Here is a 13,903-nt window from a genome sequence, read left to right as displayed (position 1 = left end):
GAGTTGCATGCAGGTTCGCAAAGGGCTGCAGGCCCTCGTACGCGATTATCAATTATGGATCATGATCCTGCCCGCGATCGCCGTTATCCTCATCTTTAACTATATCCCGATGTACGGAATCCAGCTCGCTTTCCGCGACTACGATTTCAGCAAAGGGCTGACCGGGGGCGAGTGGCGGGGACTGGCCTACTTTCAGCAGTTTATCGACAGCTATCTGTTCACCGACCTGATGCGGAACACGTTTCTGATTAGCCTGGCGAGCATCGTGCTCGGCTTCCCGGCTCCGATCGTACTGGCGCTCATTTTGAACCAGATCCGGCGCAAAAAAATGAAGCAGCTCATGCAAACGACGGTGTATCTGCCGCATTTTATCTCGGTGATCGTGCTGGTCGGCATGCTGAATGTGCTGCTGTCCCCCGAAACCGGGGTGGTCGGCTATATGTTCAAATATCTGGGGCTCGGACATATTAATCTGCTGGCATCCACCGAGACTTTCATCCCGGTTTATGTGCTTTCGGACATTTGGCAGCACTGCGGCTGGAACAGTATCATTTACCTGGCTGCCTTGTCTACGGTCGATCCCCAGCTCTACGACGCGGCCAAAATCGACGGCGCCACCCGGTGGCAGACAGTTCGCTTTGTTGACTTGCCGGCGCTCGTGCCAACGATCATCATTTTATTCATTCTCAGCATGGGGAACATTCTCAGCACCGGATTTGAGAAGATTTTCCTGATGCAAAACGCGCTCAACCTCCCAGTTTCAGAAGTCATTGCCACCTACGTGTACAAAATCGGGATCGTGTCCAACCAGTTCAGCCTAGCTTCGGCCATCGGCTTGTTCAATACGCTGATTAACTTCGTGTTCCTGTTTGCCATGAACGCGATTTCGAAACGGGCCTCCCATAACAGCCTGTTCTAAAATCGGAAGGAAAGGAGGAGACGACAGGCATGGGCCAAATCGGAACGCAAATCGGGGGCAAGGGGCCTGCGGTGAGAACTGCCGGAGCGCGGTCGGGCGGCGGGGAGTTGGTGTTTAAAATCGTGCTCGGACTGGTCTGTACCGTCATTTTTCTGTTGATTGCTTATCCGCTGTATTTCATCGTCATCGCTTCGTTCAGCGACTCGACGCTCGTCTCGACGGGCAAGGTACTGTTCTTACCGAAAAACGTCAGCTTATTCGGCTACCGCGAGATTTTTCAGGACGGGCGAATTTGGACGGGGTACCGGAACACGCTGTTTTACACCTTTTTCGGCACGCTGGTCAACCTTCTGTTCACGCTGCCGGCAGCTTACGTGCTGTCCCGCAAGGAATTCAAGGCGAGACGGGTGATCATGTTCCTGTTCGTGGTCACGATGTTCTTCAATGGGGGACTGATCCCGACGTACCTGCTGATGAAAGACCTGCATCTGACCAATACGGTCTGGGTATTCATCGTGCCGTTTTGTGTGAACGTGTTCTACCTGATCATCGCGCGCACGTTCTTCGAAACCTCGTTGCCGCAGGAACTGCACGAGGCGGCAGTGATGGACGGGTGCTCGCATTTCACCTTTTTCGTGAAAGTGGCGCTGCCGCTGTCGAAGGCGCTGGTGTCCGTGATCGGCTTGTATTACCTCGTCGGGCATTGGAACGACTTCTTCACCGCGCTGATCTACATCCGGGACAACGACCTTCAGCCGCTGCAAATGGTCCTGCGGGACATCCTGCTGTCCAACCAGGTGTTCGCGAACGGGGCCGGCACGGGCGGCGACGCCGGCGGTTACGCGCAAAGGTATGCCGACCAGATCAAATATGGCGTTATCATCGTGTCCACGCTGCCGATCCTCGTGATTTATCCGTTCATTCAAAAATACTTCGAAAAAGGCGTGATGATCGGTTCGATCAAGGGGTGAGCGGCGGGTTGCCGTGAGATTACGATTTGCAAGCCCGGGGGCGGAGGCCTTCCGGGCTTTTTTTGCATGAGCGTGCCGTAAGTAATAAAGGTAAAAAAGGGCCTTATTCGCTCCAAAGATAGAGTTTGGCTTGAAATAGCGGACATTTTTACCCTTATCTTTGAAAAATGGGCGGTGAAGAGGTGAGTTTGACGGGAGTTCAGGAAAATAAGGCCACAAAATTCCCTTATTCAACGCAAAAAGGGACCAAAAGGTGAAATAAGGCCATAAAAGTCCCTTATTTCCGCCTGGGGTGACAATGTGCATGATTATGATGATTTTAATAAACTTCGCCATCTCCATTAATCCAGCGTAAACAGTCAAAACCTATACTCTTCTTGGGTCGAAATCAACAGAAATACATAGCGAACCCACAATAATCCACAGGGAGTGCATAGAAACCATGAAATTCGGATTAAAGAGGCAGTTAGCGCTGGGTCTGGTTTTATCCTTGTTTGTATTGATGCTGGCCGCTTGTGGTGCAGGGGGCAACGGAGGCAACGGGAGTAACGCAACTGCAACGGATACAAGCGGGGCGGCGCAGGCGGAAGAGCTCTCGCTGGCCGATCTGGAAGCGAGGGCCAAAGAAGAAGGTTCCGTCGTGAGCGTTGGCATGCCGGACACATGGGCGAACTGGAAAGATACGTGGTCGGATCTGAAAACGAAGTATTCGTTGGATCACATGGATACGGATATGTCGAGCGCCGAAGAGATCGCCAAATTCGAAGCGGAGAAGGATAAGCCGACCGCGGACATCGGTGACGTCGGTATCGCATTTGGTCCGGTTGCGGTGGATAAGGGCGTAACTCAACCGTACAAAACCTCGTACTGGGACGAGATCCCGGATTGGGCCAAGGACAAGGACGGCCACTGGGTCGTAGGTTACCAAGGTTCCATCGCATTCTTCACGAACACGGACCTGGTCAAAAATCCGCCGCAAAGCTGGGAAGACCTGAAGAACGACGACTACAAAATCATTGTTGGCGATGTGACCAAAGCTGCGCAAGCGCAAATGGCCGTGCTGGCGGCCGCCATCGCCTACGGCGGGGACGAGACAAACATCGAGCCGGGGATTGCTTACTTCGAAGACTTGGCGAAAAAAGGCCGCTTGTCCAGTGCGGAAGCTTCGCTGGCCAACATCGAAAAGGGCGAAGTGCAAGTGACCCTGTTCTGGGACTTCAATGCCCTGAACTACCGCGATCAACTGGGCGGCGCGGACAAGTTTAACGTGGCGATTCCGAAGGAAGGCAGCGTGGTCAGCGGCTACGCCACGATCATCAACAAATACGCGCCGCATCCGAATGCCGCCAAGCTGACGCGGGAATACATCTTGAGCGATGCCGGCCAAATCAACCTGGCGAAGGGCTATGCCCGTCCGATCCGCGATAGCGTGCAGCTTCCGGAAGACGTTGCTGCCAAGCTGCTGCCGACTGAGGCCTATGCCAATGTGAAACCGGTCAGCGACTACAAGGCCTGGGAAGAGACGGCGAAGAAGCTGCCGCAGCTGTGGCAGGAGCGCGTGCTCGTTCATATGAACTAATCGGGCAAATCACGGGCCCGTGTTCAACCATTTGAAGGGGTGCGTCAAACGTCTTGGACGGGAGGCGCCCCTTTTTTTAACAAGGAGGGTGTGGCGTGAAGCGGAAAAATCGCCGGTATTTGCTTGGGCTCGTTCCTTTCGTCGTCATGGTGGCCCTGTTCCAGCTGGTGCCAATCGTGTCGATGATTACGGGAAGCGTCAGCCTGGAGGACGGCGCCGGAATGACGTTGGGGTATTACACCCGAATTTTTCAAAGCGAGTATTATCTCAAAGCGATTCAGAACAGCTTGCTGATTTCGGTCTTTTCAAGCGTGATCGGGATTGCCGTTGGATTGGCCTGCGCTTACGCGGTGACGCGATTTGCACCGAGGATGCGGGACCGTCTGATCATGGTGTCCAATATGACATCGAATTTCGCCGGCGTACCGCTCGCCTTCGCGTACATTATTCTGCTGGGGAGTAACGGGGTATTTACTTTGCTCTTTAAGCAGTGGGGCTGGGACGTGCTTGCCGGTTTTAACTTATACAGCTGGTCGGGGCTGGTGCTGGTGTATGTCTATTTCCAGGTTCCCCTGGCTTTATTGCTGCTGTACCCTTCGTTTTACGGCATTCGTGAGCAATGGAAAGAGGCGGCATCGCTGCTGGGCGCAAGTCCTTGGCAGTTTTGGAGAACGATCGGGATTCCGGTACTGCTGCCAGCCGTGTTCGGTACGCTGGGGATTTTATTCGCGAATGCCATGGGTGCTTACGCGACTGCTTATGCCCTCGTCGGAAGTAACTTCAACCTGCTCGCCGTACGGATTGGCAACCTGGTTTCCGGTGACGTTGTAACCGAGCCGCAGCTGGGGAATGCGCTGGCAGTAATCCTAGGCCTGTCGACGCTATTGGCGGTGTACCTGAACCACAAGATGACTCAGCGGCTGCACCGGTTCCAACCCGGCTCGGCGGAACAGAAGGCACGCAACCATCGGAAATGGCCAAAGCTGAAGTCGCCTGCGCTGAAGGAGGAATTGTGATGCAGACCCCAAGCAAAAAAGCAGGGTGGGCACCGAGAACCCTGATGCTGCTGCTCATGATTTACTTGCTGCTTCCCTTGCTGGCAACGATGATCTACGCGTTTGCGAAAGAGTGGCAAGCAACCCTTCTGCCGGAAAGCTGGACGCTGGAATGGTTTGGTGAGATGTTTCAGGATGCGCGTTTTCTGGATGCGTTATGGAAGTCGCTGTACCTCTGCGCGATCAGCATCGTGCTTAGCCTAGCCGTCATGCTGCCGGCAGTGTTCATTATCACCGTCTATTTGCCCCGGATGGAGAGCTTCATGAAGGGAATTGTCGTGCTTCCTTATGCTGTTCCCGGCGTCGTTGCCGCAGTGGGGCTGATCCGAGCGTATTCCTCCGGCCCGATGAATATTTCGGGGACCGCTTATATTTTGATCGGCGCGTATTTCGTCATCGTCCTGCCTTATATGTATCAGGGTATCCGCAACAGCCTGCTCACCGTATCGGCACCAGAGCTGCTGAATGCCGCGGAGATGCTGGGCGCCGGCCGCATAAAGGCGTTTGTGACCGTGATTTTGCCAAACATCTGGCCGGGGGTGGTGACGTCGACGCTGCTGTCTTTTTCCGTCCTCTTTGGGGAGTTTGTCATGACGAACATGCTGGTGGGCGGTCATATTCAGACGATCCAGGTGTATTTGTCGCGGCGGATGAATGAAAGCGGGCATTTGGCCAGCGCGATTGCGATTTCGTATTTTTTGTTTATTCTGGCGTTGTCCATGGTCTTGATGAAGCTCGGCAAACAAGTAAACAGGGGGATTTCGGAATGAAGCCATATCTGAAGCTGGAAGGGATCCGTAAGCAGTTCGGATCGGCGGCGGTGCTGAATCGTGTGAATTTAGATATCCGCGAAGGGGAGCTGGTTACGCTGCTCGGGCCTTCGGGTTGCGGAAAAAGCACGCTCTTGCGCTGCATCGCCGGCCTGACGGAGATCGACGAAGGGCAGATCTGGCTGGACGATAAGGACATCGTCAACCTGCCTCCCCGCAGTCGGGAGATCGGCATGGTGTTCCAATCGTACGCCTTGTTCCCGAATTTGACGGTCCGCGAAAATATCGAATACGGCATGCGAATGCGCGGCATGGCCAAGGAAGCACGCCGCCAGAGATCCAGCGAACTGCTCGAGCTCATCGATTTGACCGATAAGCGGGACGCTTATCCCGCACAGCTGTCGGGGGGACAGCAGCAGCGCGTAGCGCTCGCCCGTTCCCTGGCCGTCCGTCCGAAGGTGCTGCTGTTGGATGAGCCGCTCAGCGCGCTTGATGCGAAAATTCGCAAAAATCTGCGCACAGAAATCCGCGAGATTCAGAAGCAATTCAACATGACCACGATCTTCGTCACGCACGATCAGGAAGAAGCGTTAACCTTGTCCGACCGGGTCTGCCTGATGAACCAGGGGAATATCATACAGCAAGGGACCCCGGAGGAGTTGTACGCCAAGCCCGCAACGGAGTTCGTTGCGCGGTTCATGGGCAGCTATAACGTGCTGACGCGGGCCGAAGCGTTACGGCTATTCGGCACGGTGCCCGGCGATGCGGAGAGTTACGCCATCCGGCCGGAGGCGCTCTCGCTTATTGGACCGGAGCAAGCGGCTGACCCGGCCCATGCGGGCAAGCCCATCGTGGAGGGCAACGTTCACTCGGCATCGATCCTCGGCAACGTTATTCGTTACGCCATCGATGCCGCCGGCATCCGCCTGACGGTGGATGTGCTGAACGATGGACGCTCTCGGCGGTTCGAGGAGAACCGCCCTGTCACCCTCGTTATGGATCACGCGCAATTGCTGCAGCTAGAGAAGGAAGGGGCTTAGGCAAGTTGTCAATTTCATCTGAGGAGCGCAAGCGCGTCATTATGGAGCAGTTGAAGCAGGAGGGACAGGTGAAGGTCCCGGAGCTGTCGCATCGTTTTACCGTATCGGAGGAGACCGTGCGCCGCGATTTGATCCTGCTGGAGAAAGAAGGTTTGGCTAAAAGAGTCTACGGCGGTGCGGTCCTCCCCAAATTGACCAGCTACGAGCCGCCGTATTTGCAGCGCCAGAAGGACAAGGCGGAGGAGAAGGAGCGGATCGGCCGCGCTGCTGCCGAGCTGATCGAATCCGGGGACACCATCGCCATCGACATCGGGACGACAACGCTGGAGATGGCCAAGGCGATCGCCGGCCGGGAGCGGCTGACGATCCTGACGAACTCGCTGGCGGTGGCGTATCACCTGATGGAGTCGCTGAATGGCGGGAGGTTTTCCGGGAAGATTTTTGTGGTCGGCGGGGAATTAAATCCGGAGCAGCAGTCGTTATCGGGGACAATTGGCGAGCACATTCTGTCGCAATTCCGGGTCGACAAGGCGTTTATCTCCATTGGCGGAATATCCTTGGAGCGGGGGATCAGCGATTATGACGTCGATGAAACGGGCATGTCGCGCCGGATGATCGAGGCGGCATCCCGTACGATTGTGCTGGCTGATGCGTCAAAGCTGGGCAAGGAAGCATTCGTGGAGATCGCGCCGCTGAGCCAAGTACACGCCATTGTCAGCGACGTTGCCGCCCCGAAGGAATGGCTGCAGACGCTGCGCGGCCATCGCATTCAATGGATCGAGGCCACTAACTGAAGGGAGAGAGAGATGGATGTCATTCGCAAAGGCAGAAGCAGAAGCCAAGAAGCTCGTTGTGGTTGTGCTGGATGGATTAAGATATGATGCGGCCCGCAAGTATCTCGGGTATATGGAGCATCTTGTAGAGCAAGGGGAGGCGGCCTGCTATCAAGTGCAGTCGCAGCTGCCGAGCCTATCGCGCCCGCTCTATGAAGTGCTGCTGACCGGTACGCCGGTGGCCCGAAACGGCATTACGGCGAACCATATCAGCAGGCTAAGCCGGGAGCAAAGCGTGTTTCACCTTGCCATCACCGCGGGATTACGAACGGCTGCCGCCGCGTACCACTGGGTTAGCGAGCTGTACAACCGTGCGCCGTTTAACCCGGTGACCGACCGGCATCAGCATGACGAGAAGCAGCCGATACAGCACGGGATTTTTTATTTCGAGGATCACTATCCGGACAGCCATCTGTTCCTTGATGCGGAGCATTTGCGCACAACGTACGACCCCAACTTCCTGTATATCCATTCGATGAACATCGACGATATGGGGCATAAGCACGGCGGGGAAAGCAAGCAGTATGAGGGCGCCGTCCGGACGGTGGATGGGATTCTGGCTACGCTGGTACCGCTGTGGAGATCGCAAGGGTATGAGATTATCGTCACATCCGATCACGGGATGAACGCGATGGGGCAACACGGCGGCACTCAGCCGGAGGAGCGCAACGTTCCGCTGTATGTGTTTGGTGAGCTGCCGATTCCTTCGCCGAAGCTCCAGGGCGATCAGGGGCTGTCACAGCTCTACTTGGCTCCGCTGATGTGCCATTATCTAGGAATCGAGCCTTCCGAGGCCATGGTGAAATGGGAGTAGACAGGAGGAGTTTGCGGGTGAAGGTTGATATGCATTTTCATCTGGAGGAAGGTCCGTATTCCTTGCGCTGGCTTTCGCGTACACTGCAAGGGTTGGCGGCGACCGAGCCGGGGCCGGATCCGGCCTTGGGGCATCATACGATCGAATATGCCGAGGAAATGACAAAGCTGTTGTCCCGGCGGATGGAGAAGGGATGTTATAGCGAAGAGTGGTTGGATCGCTACTTGATCCGGGGACGCGAACGCGGAATTCAGGAGTTTGGCGTCGTTGATCATTTATACCGGTTCCGGGAGTGTCGGCCATATTACGAAAAACACATGCTGCTGGACGACAGCCGGGTTGGCAAGCTGCAACGGGCCTGGTTGGATCAGGTGTGCGTAGCTTCCATCCAGGATTTCGTTGACTTTGTGACGGAAGCGAAGAAGACGCGGCCCGATCTCGCGCTTGGCATCGAGGCGGATTTCTTCCCCGGCGGCGAAGTGGAGTTGGGCGAAATTTTGGCGGGTTATGATTGGGATTACGTGATTGGCTCGGTGCATTTCCTGGAAGGATGGGGGTTCGACAATCCGGAGGCCAAGACAGGCTTCGACGGCCGGGACCCCGTGCAAACGTACGCAGATTATTATGAATTGCTGCGGCAGGCCTGCGTCTCAGGGTTGTTTCACATCATCGCGCACCCGGATAACTTGAAGGTGTTTGGGTTCCGGCCGGCCGATGAGAAGAAGCTGCTGCCGTATTACCGGAGCATCGCCAAGGAAATGGCGCGAAGCGGCGTAGCTACGGAGATCAATACCGGTCTCGCATACCGCTATCCTATCGCGGAGAGTTGCCCAAGCCCATTGTTCCTGTCCGTATTAGCCCATTACGGGGTCCCGCTGACGTTATCCTCGGACGCTCATTTTCCGGACGATATCGGTACGCTGCTTGATACGGCCTTGGCCGATGCGATCGATCAGGGATACAAGGAGCTGGCAGTGTTTCGAGACGGGAAGCGGCGGATGGTGCCGATCTTCGCAAATCACACAGCGGCCAAGTAGGGGGCTTGCCAACCTCGCCTGCATAGAACCACGCTTTTCCGCGCAAGTTACCTAAAAAACAGGGAGGAGCGTGCATCATGCAGCAAGATTACGTATTCACGGATCTGGAAGGCCGGGAGTCGTTAGTTCAGGAGATTCGGAAGCTGGAAGAAAAAATCGAGCAGTCCATCGGAGAGAAGGTCAATCTGATCGCATATTCCGAGAAAAAAGAGCAGCCAAATCACTAGAACGCCATTTGCGAATTTGAGGATCGGTTGATCCCATGGTTCATACGGTCTGCGATAACGCTTGTACGGGATAACGCCCTTAGGGGCGTTTTTATTTTGCCCTGCCTTTGGTACCGCAATGAAACCAATCGGTTGGATCTGATGTATTATTAAGTAAGTGACCAACTGAAGGAGGGACGGGAAGTGGGGATTTTGTCGAGATTTAAAGATGTGATGCGGTCGAATCTTTCCGCCATGCTGGAGGGTTCGCAGGATCCGGCGGCGACGGTGGATGAATACCTGCGTCAATTACGGCTGGATTTAGGGCAGGTCAAGGCGGAGTCAGCTGCGGTTCAGGCGGCGGAAGACCGGGCGAAGCGCGCGCTGGACGAATGCGCCGAGGAAGTCCGGAAGCTGCAACGGTATGCGGAGAAGGCGGTGGAATCGGGCGATGAATCTGCCGCGCTAAAATTCCTGGAGCGGAAGGCGAAGCAGGCGGAACGGCTGCAGGAGCTGCAGACGGCCTATGAGCAAGCAGCGAATCAGGCCGCCCAGATGAAGCAGATGGAGGAGAAGCTGGTCTCCGATCTGCAGAAGCTGGAAGCGCGGCAAGCGACGCTTAAGAGCAAGCTGGCAGAGGCCGCTGCGTTGAACAAGGCCCAGGCTGCTGGGGGAACAGAAGCGGCGCTTCGCGAGCTGGAGGCGAAGGCCGATCAAGCGTTGAATGAAGCGATGGCTTTGGCGGAGCTTCGGGCGGGATCGCAGGAAGACGATCTGGACGCTATCTTCGCGGAGCTGGAGAAGAGCAATGCTGCGGGAGCGAAGCCGGAGGAAGCAACAGCATCGACTCCTGAAGATGAACTAGCGGCGCTCAAGGCGAAATTAAATAAATGAGCTACCTGAACTTGATTTTGGATGGATTGAGGTGAACGATTTGCCGGTCATTGAATACAAATGTCCGAGCTGCGGCAGCGGCATGACGTTTGACAGCACAACAGGTATGCTGTCCTGTCCAAGCTGCGGTCGCAAGGACAACATCGAACAACTTCCCGACCCATTGAAGCAACAGGTGTTCACGGAGGACGAGGTTCGGGAATACCACTGCGAAAGCTGCGGGGCGGTCATCGTAACGGAGCCGGAAACCAGCGCAACGACGTGCAGCTTTTGCGGTTCCGCTGTGGTGCTTAGCGATCGCCTGACCGGGAAGCTGGCGCCGCAGCAGGTGATCCCTTTTGCGATCAGCAAGGAAGAAGCGATGGCGGCTTTCAAGAAATGGTGCCGAAAAGGGCTGCTTACGCCCCGCGGCTTCATGACCGCGAACCGCATCCAGGGGATTACCGGAATGTACGTGCCGTTCTGGCTGTACGATTTGCTGAACAATATCGATGTTCGCGGCCGAGGAACGAAGGTAAGAAGCTATCGCCGAGGCGATTATCAATATACCGAAACCGATCATTACGAGTTTTACCGGAGAATTCGGCTGAATTATGTCCGGCTGCCGATCGATGCCTCGGCGAAGATGGACGATGAGCTGATGGATAAGCTGGAGCCTTTTCCCTACGACCAATTAAAGACGTTTAAGACGCCATATCTTGCGGGATACATTGCTGAAAAATACAACTATACCAGCGAGCAGCTTACCCCGAGAGCTCGGGAAAAAACGATGCCTTATATCGAATCCTATATTTCTTCAACCGTTTCCGAATACACGACGGTAAGCTACGCGGACAAACAGATCGACACGACGGTCAAACGAGCGAATTATGTGCTGCTTCCGGTCTGGATGGTCTATTACAACTACAAGGGGAAGCAGTACACGTTCGCGATGAACGGCCAAACAGGCAAAGTGGTCGGAAAGCCGCCGCTAAGCAAAGGGAAAATGGCGGCATGGTTTGCCGGCGTTTCGGCCCTCTCTTTTGTTGGACTTAAAATATTGGCCTGGCTGTGGGGAGGCGTATTCTTATGAACAAGCGATGGGTCGTGGTGTACTCGTTGCTGCTCTTGATCATGCTAAATATGCTGACCCCGTTAACGGCTCAGGCTGAATCGCCGTTTGCGAATAAGCAGCTGATTTATGACGAGGCCGAACTTCTCTCTCCGGGAGAAATTGAAGACCTAAACGCGTTGGCGAATGAATATGGGCCCAAAAGAGAGCTCGACATCATCATCTATACCACGGACAATCCTGAAGGCGAGGATGTTGTGAAGCTGACGGAGGATTTCTACGATGAACGGGCTCCGGGTTACGACAAACCGCATGGCAACGCCGTGATTTTGACGTTGGATATGCTGAACCGGGATCTATATCTGGCAGGGTTCTATAAAGGGGAGAAATACCTGGACGACAGCCGTTTGGACAAAATCCGCAACAAGATTACCCCGATGCTGTCCGCAGGCGATTATCACGGTGCGTTTGCAGAATACATACGCACGGCCTACCGGTACGCGGAGTTTCGGCCGGGGGTGAATCCGGATAACCCGCTGTTCAACACCGGCATTCAGCTTGTGATTGCACTGGTGATCGGGGCGGGGGTCGTCTTCATGATGGCGTTCCGAAGCGGCGGTAGGATCACGGTGAGCGGTCGTACCTATGAGGATTCGGCCAATTCTGGCGTCATTTGGCGACAAGACAATTATCTGCATACGACGGTAACGAAGACGAAGATTGAGAGCAGCAACAGCGGCGGCGGTGGCAGCAGTGGAGGTGGCGGCGGCGGTACAACCAGCGGCGGACACTCCCATAGCGGAAGCCGAGGATCATTTTAAAGGAAGGGGCAGGAAGAGCTGATGAGTTTTTTTAAGAGCCAATTTGCCAATGTCGTGGAATGGGAAGAATTCCGGGACGACATGATTTTCTGGAAATGGAGCAACCGTGAAATTAAAAAAGGGAGTAAGCTGATCATCCGCTCGGGGCAGGACGCGATTTTTATGAATAACGGGAAAATCGAGGGGATTTTTAAGGAGGAAGGCGAATATAACATTGCCTCGGAGATCGTGCCGTTCCTGTCCACGCTGAAGGGGTTTAAGTTCGGCTTCAACAGCGGGATGCGGGTTGAGGTGTTGTTCGTCAATACGAAGGAGTTTACCGTCCGGTGGGGCACGCAAAATCCGGTGTTAATCCCTACGCCGCAGCTCCCCGGCGGAATGCCGATTCGTGCGAACGGCACGTTTAACTTCAAGGTCAACGACTATGTGACCTTAATCGATAAGATTGCAGGGGTCAAGCAAAGCTATTTGGTGGAGGACGTCAAGCTTCGGATCACCTCCGTGCTCGATCAACTGCTGATGAAGTGGATTAGCCGGGAAGGCAAAGATATGTTTAATCTGCAGGCCAACGCCGCGGAGATCGCACGAGGCATTCGGGAAGACCTCGATATGCAGGTCATGGACGACGGATTGGCCATCACAGGCTTCCAGGTGATGAGCTTCAGTTATCCGAAGGAAATTCAGGAGATGATCACGAAGACGGCGTCGCATGAAATGATCGGCAATTTAGCGAAATACCAGCAGGTCAGCATGACGGACGGCATCGCCTCAGGCAAGGTGCAAGGCGGCGGGGCCGCTTCGGATATGGCGGGGATGATGATGGGGATGAACCTGGCCAAGGAAATGATGAAAAACCTGAATCCGGAACCGGGTCAGGGGAAAGATCATCCGCAGCCGCAGTCCCAGTCGCAAAACTCGGGGGCGAGCCAACCGTCGCAACCTGCAGCGCCTTCCGCCTCGGAAGCGGACTCTAAGCGGCCGAACTTCTGTCCCAACTGCGGGAATAAGAACGAAGGCGCGAACTTCTGTCCGAATTGCGGGCAGAAGCTGGTGTAGGCGCATACGAGAAAACCCGCCTAAGCATAAACGGCTCGGGCGGGTTTTTGGCTTCAAAGGAGTCACTTCTCCTCCAACGCTCTTTGCTTTAACAAATCACGGATTTCGGCCAGCAGCACCTCTTCTTTGGAAGGGGCGGGCGGCGCTTCGGACTTGGGCTCCTCTTTCTCTTTGCGTCTCAGTTTGTTGATACCCTTGACGAAGAGGAAGATGGAGAAGGAGACAATAAAGAAATCGATGACGGTTTGCAGGAAAGCTCCGTACTTCAACACCGTGTCTCCGTATTGAAACTGTAACTCTTTCAAGTTAATACCGCCTACCAGCAACCCGATTACCGGCATCAGCATGTCGTTGACCAGGGAAGTCACGATATTCCCGAAGGCGGCACCGATAATGACCCCGATGGCTAGATCCAGCACGTTCCCTTTGAGCGCAAAGGCTTTGAATTCTTTCCACATGACGGAGTACCTCTCTTTTTGGCATATTATTAGCAGTATACCATAAGCGAACCGGTGCTAGTCCATAGGAGGAAAGGCGGGGGGGGGAGTTCTAACGGACACTAGGGACGTTAATAGATGACCGTTGGGCACTTCTGGAACGTAGCGGACAGAGATGACGCTATTTGCGAAAATTACCGTGAAAAGTAGCTCAACAACCCGAATAAGGGCCGTGGAGTCCGTTGCTATGAACGTTTTTGTCAAGCCCTCGGTTTTAANTCTGCCTGAGCACGTGGCGCGAGAGCAAAAATGCGAGCGACGGTCGGCACGCTGCTATCCGTGGGTTGGTTACCACATGTTATGCCTTCGTCAGGGAGAGCCCTTGCAAGCTAGAAACGCACGTTCAGTTTCTTTCAAAAC

At 54.8% G+C, this 13,903-nt stretch carries 15 protein-coding genes; 14 read left to right on the top strand and 1 reads right to left on the bottom strand.

All coding sequences use genetic code 11. The features are described from left to right. The first annotated feature begins 7 nt into the window (after positions 1 to 7). The 14 genes from M891_RS0108915 (at position 8) to M891_RS0108850 (ending at position 13,046) form a co-directional block, all read left to right on the top strand. A complete protein-coding gene (locus M891_RS0108915) occupies positions 8 to 919 on the top strand; it encodes an ABC transporter permease (protein ID WP_009223789.1) in 912 nt (303 codons plus the stop codon). Between the two features lie 29 nt (positions 920 to 948). Next, positions 949 to 1,890: a carbohydrate ABC transporter permease gene (locus tag M891_RS0108910; protein WP_232228317.1), complete on the top strand. Its 942-nt coding sequence runs from the start codon at positions 949 to 951 to the stop codon at positions 1,888 to 1,890. 442 nt (positions 1,891 to 2,332) lie between these two features. Next, entirely contained in the window at positions 2,333 to 3,469 is a 1,137-nt protein-coding gene (locus M891_RS0108905; RefSeq protein WP_028538576.1) for an ABC transporter substrate-binding protein, read from the top strand. 95 nt (positions 3,470 to 3,564) lie between these two features. After that, positions 3,565 to 4,485 (top strand): ABC transporter permease, encoded by a 921-nt coding sequence (locus M891_RS0108900; protein WP_028538575.1) that lies wholly within the window; start codon positions 3,565 to 3,567, stop codon positions 4,483 to 4,485. Continuing rightward, complete coding sequence (locus M891_RS0108895; protein ID WP_028538574.1) at positions 4,485 to 5,294, top strand: ABC transporter permease; 810 nt, start codon at positions 4,485 to 4,487, stop codon at positions 5,292 to 5,294. The genes M891_RS0108900 and M891_RS0108895 overlap by 1 nt, the downstream gene beginning before the upstream one ends. Then, positions 5,291 to 6,334, top strand: a complete 1,044-nt coding sequence (locus M891_RS0108890) for an ABC transporter ATP-binding protein (protein ID WP_009223794.1) — start codon at positions 5,291 to 5,293, stop codon at positions 6,332 to 6,334. Before M891_RS0108895 ends, M891_RS0108890 begins: the two co-directional genes overlap by 4 nt. Before the next feature lie 5 nt (positions 6,335 to 6,339). Continuing rightward, positions 6,340 to 7,128: a DeoR/GlpR family DNA-binding transcription regulator gene (locus M891_RS0108885; RefSeq protein ID WP_028538573.1), complete on the top strand. Its 789-nt coding sequence runs from the start codon at positions 6,340 to 6,342 to the stop codon at positions 7,126 to 7,128. Positions 7,129 to 7,144: 16 nt separating this feature from the next. Continuing rightward, positions 7,145 to 7,981: an alkaline phosphatase family protein gene (locus M891_RS0108880; protein ID WP_009223796.1), complete on the top strand. Its 837-nt coding sequence runs from the start codon at positions 7,145 to 7,147 to the stop codon at positions 7,979 to 7,981. Positions 7,982 to 7,998: 17 nt separating this feature from the next. Then, positions 7,999 to 9,018, top strand: a complete 1,020-nt coding sequence (locus M891_RS0108875) for a PHP domain-containing protein (protein WP_028538572.1) — start codon at positions 7,999 to 8,001, stop codon at positions 9,016 to 9,018. A 77-nt stretch (positions 9,019 to 9,095) separates the two neighbouring features. Beyond that, complete coding sequence (locus tag M891_RS25295; protein WP_009223798.1) at positions 9,096 to 9,245, top strand: hypothetical protein; 150 nt, start codon at positions 9,096 to 9,098, stop codon at positions 9,243 to 9,245. Between the two features lie 183 nt (positions 9,246 to 9,428). Then, complete coding sequence (locus M891_RS0108865) at positions 9,429 to 10,118, top strand: PspA/IM30 family protein (RefSeq protein WP_028538571.1); 690 nt, start codon at positions 9,429 to 9,431, stop codon at positions 10,116 to 10,118. A gap of 40 nt (positions 10,119 to 10,158) precedes the next feature. Beyond that, positions 10,159 to 11,190 carry a hypothetical protein gene (locus tag M891_RS0108860; protein ID WP_028538570.1) on the top strand — a complete coding sequence of 344 codons (1,032 nt, stop codon included), beginning with the start codon at positions 10,159 to 10,161 and terminating at the stop codon, positions 11,188 to 11,190. Then, complete coding sequence (locus M891_RS0108855) at positions 11,187 to 11,990, top strand: TPM domain-containing protein (RefSeq protein WP_028538569.1); 804 nt, start codon at positions 11,187 to 11,189, stop codon at positions 11,988 to 11,990. The genes M891_RS0108860 and M891_RS0108855 overlap by 4 nt, the downstream gene beginning before the upstream one ends. A 21-nt stretch (positions 11,991 to 12,011) precedes the next feature. Next, entirely contained in the window at positions 12,012 to 13,046 is a 1,035-nt protein-coding gene (locus M891_RS0108850; RefSeq protein ID WP_009223802.1) for an SPFH domain-containing protein, read from the top strand. Positions 13,047 to 13,108: 62 nt separating this feature from the next. On the opposite strand, the gene mscL is transcribed toward M891_RS0108850, so the two are convergent. Then, the gene (gene mscL, locus M891_RS0108845; protein ID WP_009223803.1) at positions 13,109 to 13,504 is read right to left on the bottom strand and encodes a large conductance mechanosensitive channel protein MscL; all 396 of its coding nucleotides are present in this window, start codon (positions 13,502 to 13,504) and stop codon (positions 13,109 to 13,111) included. Between the last annotated feature and the right edge of the window lie 399 nt (positions 13,505 to 13,903).

This window comes from Paenibacillus sp. J14 (assembly GCF_000518465.1).
In the GTDB taxonomy this organism is placed as follows: domain Bacteria; phylum Bacillota; class Bacilli; order Paenibacillales; family Paenibacillaceae; genus Fontibacillus; species Fontibacillus barengoltzii.
This window is presented reverse-complemented; position numbering and strand designations above follow the sequence as displayed.

Bases quoted from the DNA above. Each gene is read 5' to 3' on its own strand.
- M891_RS0108915 (WP_009223789.1), top strand. From the start codon at position 8: ATGCAGGTTCGCAAAGGGCTGCAGGCCCTCGTACGCGATTATCAATTA.
- M891_RS0108910 (WP_232228317.1), top strand. From the start codon at position 949: ATGGGCCAAATCGGAACGCAAATCGGGGGCAAGGGGCCTGCGGTGAGA.
- M891_RS0108905 (WP_028538576.1), top strand. From the start codon at position 2,333: ATGAAATTCGGATTAAAGAGGCAGTTAGCGCTGGGTCTGGTTTTATCC.
- M891_RS0108895 (WP_028538574.1), top strand. From the start codon at position 4,485: ATGCAGACCCCAAGCAAAAAAGCAGGGTGGGCACCGAGAACCCTGATG.
- M891_RS0108890 (WP_009223794.1), top strand. From the start codon at position 5,291: ATGAAGCCATATCTGAAGCTGGAAGGGATCCGTAAGCAGTTCGGATCG.
- M891_RS0108880 (WP_009223796.1), top strand. From the start codon at position 7,145: ATGTCATTCGCAAAGGCAGAAGCAGAAGCCAAGAAGCTCGTTGTGGTT.
- M891_RS25295 (WP_009223798.1), top strand. From the start codon at position 9,096: ATGCAGCAAGATTACGTATTCACGGATCTGGAAGGCCGGGAGTCGTTA.
- M891_RS0108855 (WP_028538569.1), top strand. From the start codon at position 11,187: ATGAACAAGCGATGGGTCGTGGTGTACTCGTTGCTGCTCTTGATCATG.
- M891_RS0108850 (WP_009223802.1), top strand. From the start codon at position 12,012: ATGAGTTTTTTTAAGAGCCAATTTGCCAATGTCGTGGAATGGGAAGAA.
- mscL (WP_009223803.1), bottom strand. From the start codon at position 13,504: ATGTGGAAAGAATTCAAAGCCTTTGCGCTCAAAGGGAACGTGCTGGAT.